At 76.3% G+C, this 6,000-nt stretch carries 4 protein-coding genes and 1 pseudogene; 4 read left to right on the top strand and 1 reads right to left on the bottom strand.

The window, feature by feature from the left end:
- Positions 1–286: 286 nt before the first annotated feature.
- On the bottom strand, positions 287–982 hold the full coding sequence (locus ACWDBE_RS25030) for a polysaccharide deacetylase family protein (protein WP_449809106.1): 696 nt from the start codon (positions 980–982) through the stop codon (positions 287–289).
- Positions 983–1,249: 267 nt separating this feature from the next.
- Here ACWDBE_RS25030 and ACWDBE_RS25025 point away from each other — a divergent pair, with 267 nt between their 5' ends.
- The 4 genes and pseudogenes from ACWDBE_RS25025 to ACWDBE_RS25010 all read left to right on the top strand — a co-directional run bounded on the left by ACWDBE_RS25025 (position 1,250) and on the right by ACWDBE_RS25010 (position 5,908).
- The gene (locus ACWDBE_RS25025; protein WP_449809105.1) at positions 1,250–2,596 is read left to right on the top strand and encodes a hypothetical protein; all 1,347 of its coding nucleotides are present in this window, start codon (positions 1,250–1,252) and stop codon (positions 2,594–2,596) included.
- 155 nt (positions 2,597–2,751) lie between these two features.
- Positions 2,752–3,976, top strand: a pseudogene (locus ACWDBE_RS25020) (AAA family ATPase).
- Positions 3,973–5,343, top strand: coding sequence for a vWA domain-containing protein (locus ACWDBE_RS25015; protein WP_449809104.1), 1,371 nt, complete (start codon positions 3,973–3,975; stop codon positions 5,341–5,343). Before ACWDBE_RS25020 ends, ACWDBE_RS25015 begins: the two are co-directional and overlap by 4 nt.
- Positions 5,344–5,380: 37 nt before the next feature.
- Positions 5,381–5,908 carry a hypothetical protein gene (locus ACWDBE_RS25010; RefSeq protein ID WP_449790207.1) on the top strand — a complete coding sequence of 176 codons (528 nt, stop codon included), beginning with the start codon at positions 5,381–5,383 and terminating at the stop codon, positions 5,906–5,908.
- The last annotated feature ends 92 nt before the right edge of the window (positions 5,909–6,000 follow it).

Raw genomic sequence — 6,000 nt, 5'->3', positions numbered from 1 at the left:
ACGCCGCACTCGCCGTCCTCAACTGACCCACCCCGCGCCCCATCCGACGGCGCGCCACCCCTTTTTCCGTACCACGAAGGCCCGCCCCACAACCCGCGCGACCCACCCCCGCCCCGGGGGCGGGACCAAGGGCTGAGGGGGCGGGCCTTCACCCATCCACCCACCCACCAACCGGCCGCGAACCCTCACCGCGCCGGCACCGACCGGGCGCCCTGACCTGCCTCGCCTGGGCGCTCGTGCTCAACGGCCGCAGCTGACCGGGCTCGCTGCCGTTCGACGGGCGGACTCAGCCGCAGAGGGTGGCGAAGCCGTACCCGCGCGCCTTGAGCGTGGAGATGATCTCCGGCAGGGCGGCCACCGTCTGGCTGCGGTCGCCGCCGCCGTCGTGCAGCAGGATCACCGAGCCGGGGCGGACGTTGTTCAGCACCCGGGACCTGATCGCGGCCGCGCCGGGGCGGGACCAGTCCGCCGGGTCCACGGACCAGAGCACGACCTGCTTGCCGAGCGCCGAGGCCTTCGAGCGCACCGTGCCGTTGACCGCGCCGTACGGCGGGCGCAGGCAGCTCGGGGTGCGGCCGGTCTGTGCCCGGATGGCCTTGTCGGTGTCGGCCACCTGGGCGTTGAGCGCGGCGGCGGAGAGCTTGCGCAGGTCCGGGTGCGACCAGGAGTGGTTCTGCACGCTGTGGCCCTGCCTGGCGACCTGCGCGGTCACCGAGGGGTGGGCGGCGACGTTCTGCCCGATCTCGAAGAAGGTCGCGCGCACCCCGTACCGGGCGAGCGTCGCCAGGACCTTGGGCGTGTACGCGGGGCTGGGGCCGTCGTCGAAGGTCAGGTAGACCACCTTGCCGCCCTTGGTGCCGGCCGCCTCCGCGTCCGCGACGGGCAGGGCCACCGCGGCTCCCGCCGCCAGGGCGACCACGAGGGCGCCGATCGCGGTCCGGAGCCTGCCGACTGCCTTGCGCCTGCCGGGTCGTACGGACATGCCTGCCCCCTGGGGTCGGAACTCCCGTGCCTCGGCCAGTCTGCTCGCGGCGGGCCGTCCGCCGCGAGCCCTCGCCGGTCACCGGCGAACGGAATCGGCCAGTCGTACGGCGGAGGCCGGGGCTGGCCCCGCCGCACCGGGGCCGCGGAACCACCCGGCGACTCGGAACGGTGTGGCGAACTTCGGTGCGGGGAGGCTATGCTCCCCCGCGATGACCACTCACGCTGCTCACAGAATGGGGGTCCCGTCCGCGAAGAGTGAGTGCTGATGCCCACTCACCCCGCGCACGGGAACGACTCCCGCCTCTCCTTCTGGCGGCGCGTACGCGAGTACGCCGTGCCGCCCTCCATGATCGAAATCGCCACCGCCCGCCGCCTGGTCGGCGACTGGGCCGGGGCCTGCGCCGCCGCCAACGTCGAGGTCGACTTCCGCCTGCGGGACGTCACCCGCGTCCACGGACGGGAGCTCGCCGACCGGTTGCGGGCCGATCTCCGCTGCCTGGCACCGGAGTTGCTGCGCTGGCACCTACCGAGGTCCGCTCCCGACGGACTGCTGCGGCCCGGGCTCACCGTGCCGCTGACCCGCTACCCCGGCAGACCGCCGGTCTTCCTCGTGGTTCGCACACCGCCCGCCTGGGCGGAGTACGGGCAACGGATCAGCCTGGCGCTCTGGGACGGGCTCGCTGACGACGGCCGGTCGCCGCACCCGCATCCGCGTCCCAGCCGACGGTTCCGCTACGACCTGCACCGGCACCTCTGGGACGCCGGGCGCAGCGCGGAGCTGACCGTCCGGGCCGGAACCGGGGATCCGCCAACGGGGCCGACCACTACAGAACTTGGCGATCCGTCCCGACGCTGGGCCGCCGACCGCTGGGCCGCCGAGGCCGAGTTGCTGCTGCGCGCCGACGGGCTGCCGCCCGGTCCCGTGGTGGTACGGCTCGGAAGTCGTCGGCGGCTGCTGCTCGGACCGGACGGGTCGACGACGGAGGCCCTCGGCAACGTCTCGGGACTGCCGCTGCTGCCCGATGCCGCGACCTGGGCGCCACCCGACATCGACCTGCTCCGCAGCGGGGCGATCGAGGCCGAGCGGCTGCACCCCCTGGTAGCGGCCGCGCTGGCGCCCGGGCAGGCACCCCTGGCACGGGCGGCGACAGGGCCCGAGCCCCACGGGCTGGTGGACTGCCGAGGGGCGCGGCACCGGATCGGGCTGGTCGACGGGGCGCTCGTCCCGCTCGACCACGAGCCGGCCGAGCTGCGCCGCGAGGAGCTGCTGGCCGCCCTGTCCGGCACCCCGCTGCCCTGTCTGCGGGCGATCGACCTCGCGCACCGCCGGCCTGCCCAACTGGCCGGTGTACGCGATCGGTTGGACCACGGCGACACCGCCGGGGCGCTGGCCGTGGTCGAGGCCCTGCTCGGACCGGAAGCGGTGCTGCGCGACGGACCGCTGCGCGACGAGCTGGCGGCGGCGGCCGAGCGGCGCATCGCCTACGGCCTCTACCGGGCGGGCCTCACCGGGCCCGTTCCCGTCACCTACCCGGCGCCACGCGTACGCCACAGCACCCGCCCCGGCAGCTCGGCCTTCCGCCCACGCCCGCGCCTGGCCTCGCTCCGCTGACACCGAAGCTGACGCCGACGACGCCCACGCCCACGACGCCCACGCCCACGACGCCGACGCCGACGCCGAAGCCGAAGCCCACGGCGCCGACCGCCGACCGCCGACCGCCCCGCTCTGAACGCCCTTAAGCACCAGACATCTTGAGGTGATCACCCATGCCCGTCCGCACTCCCGAAGCCGCCCGCCTCGATGTCGCCCGGCAGCTGCTCGACCTGCTGGCCGACACCACCACCGAACCGCGCGCCGACACCCGACTGGAGGCGCTCACCCTGGCCGTCGCCGCCGACCTGCCCGTGCTGCTCTGGGGCGAGCCCGGCATCGGCAAGACCGCCGCGCTCAACCAGCTCGCCGAGGCCCTGGAACTGCCGCTGACCACGGTGATCGCCAGCGTCCACGAGCCCTCCGACTTCTCCGGCCTGCCCATCGTCGGCGACGACCCGGCGCAGCAGGGCGTCCCGATGGCCCCGCCGGACTGGGCGGTGCGGCTGGTGCGGGCCGGGCACGGTCTGCTGTTCCTGGACGAGCTGTCCACCGCGCCACCCGCCGTCCAGGCCGCACTGCTCCGGCTGGTCCTGGAGCGGCGCATCGGAACGCTCGAACTCCCGCCCGGCGTAAGGGTCGTGGCCGCCGCCAACCCGCGCTCCTCGGCGGCCGACGGCTGGGAGCTGAGTCCGCCGCTGGCCAACCGCTTCGTCCACCTTCAGTGGGCGCACGACCACGAGGTGGTGGTGCGCGGCCTCGGCGGCGTCTGGCCGGTGGCCACCGCTGCCCCGGCTCGACCCGCAGGCGCTGCCGGCCGCCGTCGCACTGGCCCGGCGCGCGGTGTGCGGGCTGCTGGCGGCCCGCCCCGAGCTGGTGCACCGGCTGCCCACCACCGAGACCCGGCGCGGCGGCGCCTGGCCTTCCCCGCGCAGCTGGGACATGACGCTGCGGCTGATCGCCTTCGCGACCGCGGCCGGGTCCTCCCGGGAGGTGCTCTCGCTGCTGGTGCGCGGTGCGGTCGGGGACGGCCCGGGGCTGGAGCTGATGGCGTACATGGACCGGATGGACCTGCCGGATCCGGAGGACCTGCTCGCCGACCCGGCCGGCGCTGTACTGCCCGAACGCGGGGACCTGCGCCAGGCGGTGCTGGACGGAGTGGTCGCGGCGGTCCGCAACCGGCCGGACCGGGCGCGCTGGGACGCGGCCTGGGCGCTGCTGGTCCGGGCCCTGGAGACGGGCGCGCCGGACCTGCTGGTCGTCCCGGCGACCACGCTGGCCTCGCTGCGCCGGGAGGACTGGGACGTGCCCGCGGCGATCGAGCGGCTCACCCCGGCGCTCGCGGTCTCCCGCCGGGCCGACCTCGTCGGCATCGGTCAGGCGCGGGCGGCGGGGCGATGAGCGGCACGGCGGGCGGCGGGCCGACGAGCCACACGGCAGGCGGCGGGCCGACGAGCCACACGGCAGGCGGCGGGCCGACGAGCCACACGGCAGGCGGCGGGCCGACGAGCCGCACGGCGAAAAGCCCCGGCGGCACCGCGAACGCGCCGTCCCCGCCGCTGGACCTGGAGAAGCTGTACGCCGCCCGGCTGTACGCCGCCCGGGTCCGCCCCTACCTGGCTACGGCCCTGTTCGCCCTCCACCTGGTGGAGTCCCGGCAGGTGCCGACCATGGCCGTGGACCGGTACTGGCGCTGCTACGCCTCGCCGGCCTTCGTCGCCCGCACCCCGGTGGACCAGCTGGCCGGCGTCTGGGTGCACGAGGTCTCGCACCTGCTGCGCGACCACCACGGGCGCGGCGACCGGCTCGCCCGGGAACTCGGTCTGGAGGGCCCGGCCGCCCGGCTGCGGATGAACATCGCCGCCGACTGCGAGATCAACGACGACGTGTACGGCGAGGGTCTGACCAGCCCGGCCGGCGCCATCAGGGCGGAGATGCTCCAGCTGCCGGAGGGGCTGCTCATGGAGGAGTACGTACGCCGGTACCGCTCCCACCCGGGCCACCTGGAGGCGGCCTGGCTGGAGTGCGGCAGCGGCGCCGACGGCCTGGACCGTCCGTGGGACCTCGGCCCCGACGGCGGTCACGGGCTCACCGCCCAGGAGCGCGACGCGGTGCGCTTCCGGGTCGCCGAGGGCATCCGGGGTCGCCCCGGCACCGCCCCGGCGGGCTGGAAGCGCTGGGCCGAGGAGGCGTTCCACCCGCCGCAGCCGTGGCGGCAGCTGCTGGGCGCGGCGGTGCGCTCGGCGGTGTCCGGCGCGGGAGCGGGCGAGGACTACAGCTACGGCCGCCCCGCCCGCCGTTCGGCCGGGGTGCCGGGCGTGCTGCTGCCGAGCCTGCGGCGGCGCCCGCCCCGGGTCTCGGTGATCATCGACACCTCAGGCTCGGTCTCGGACGACGAACTGGGCAGCGCGCTGCTGGAGGTCGCGGCGATCGGCCGGGCCGTCGGCGGCCGCCGCGACCAGGTCACCGTCGTCCCCTGCGACGCGGCAGCCCAGGCCGTCCACCAGCTCTGCCGGGCCGAGGGCATCCCGCTGATCGGCGGGGGCGGCACCGACCTGCGCACCGGCTTCGACGCCGCCCTGCGCGGTCGTCCCCGCCCGGACGTGGTGGTGGTCCTGACCGACGGCCAGACCCCGTGGCCCTCCGCCGCCCCGGCCTGCCGCACGGTGGTCGGGCTCTTCCCGAGGCCGATCCGGTACAACGAGAACCGGGCGGAGTACCGGCCGAGCGCCCCACCGCAGTGGGCGCGGGTGGTGACCATCGGCTGAGCGAGCGTCCGGTCGCGGCCGTGCGAGGATCGGGCAGGTGACGGACATCGGGCCCCTGGCCGGGGCGGCGACGGGAGGGGACAGCTCGGTGACGCCGACGGCGGCGGCCGGCGCGGAAGGCTTCGAGCCGGACGAGCACGTACGGTTCGCGCGGTACCGCAGGGCCTTCGCGGAGGTGGCGCCCGAGGACGCGGCCGGCCTCGTGGCCCGGGTGCTGACCGACCCGGAGCGCTCGATGGCTAGCTGCGCGGTCTGCGAGTACCTGGACCGGCGGGCGGCGGAGCTGCTGACGGAACCGGGCTTCCCGGCCTGGCAAAGGGAGTTGGCCGACGCCACGGCGGCCGACCCCTTCGCCGTCCGGCGCCTGCGGGACTGGGCGCTGCTGCGGGCGATCACCCTGGACGAGCCGTGGGAGGAGGAGCAGGTGTCCGAGGCGGACACCTGGCTCCAGGCGCGCCTCGCCGAGGGGTCCTCGGCCCGGCGGGTCCTGGGCCTCCTCGCCGAGCGCGGCCGTACCCGGCGCACCCGCAACATCGCGGCCTGCCGCCTGCGGCGCCGCCGGTAGCGGGCGTTGCCGCTGGAGGGACCAACCGCGGGCGGAAAGGCCGGCCCCTGGCGGAGGGACCGGCCTCCGGCCCCTCCGCCCGGGGCGGGCGC

The organism is Kitasatospora sp. NPDC001132, assembly GCF_053598415.1.
This window is presented reverse-complemented; position numbering and strand designations above follow the sequence as displayed.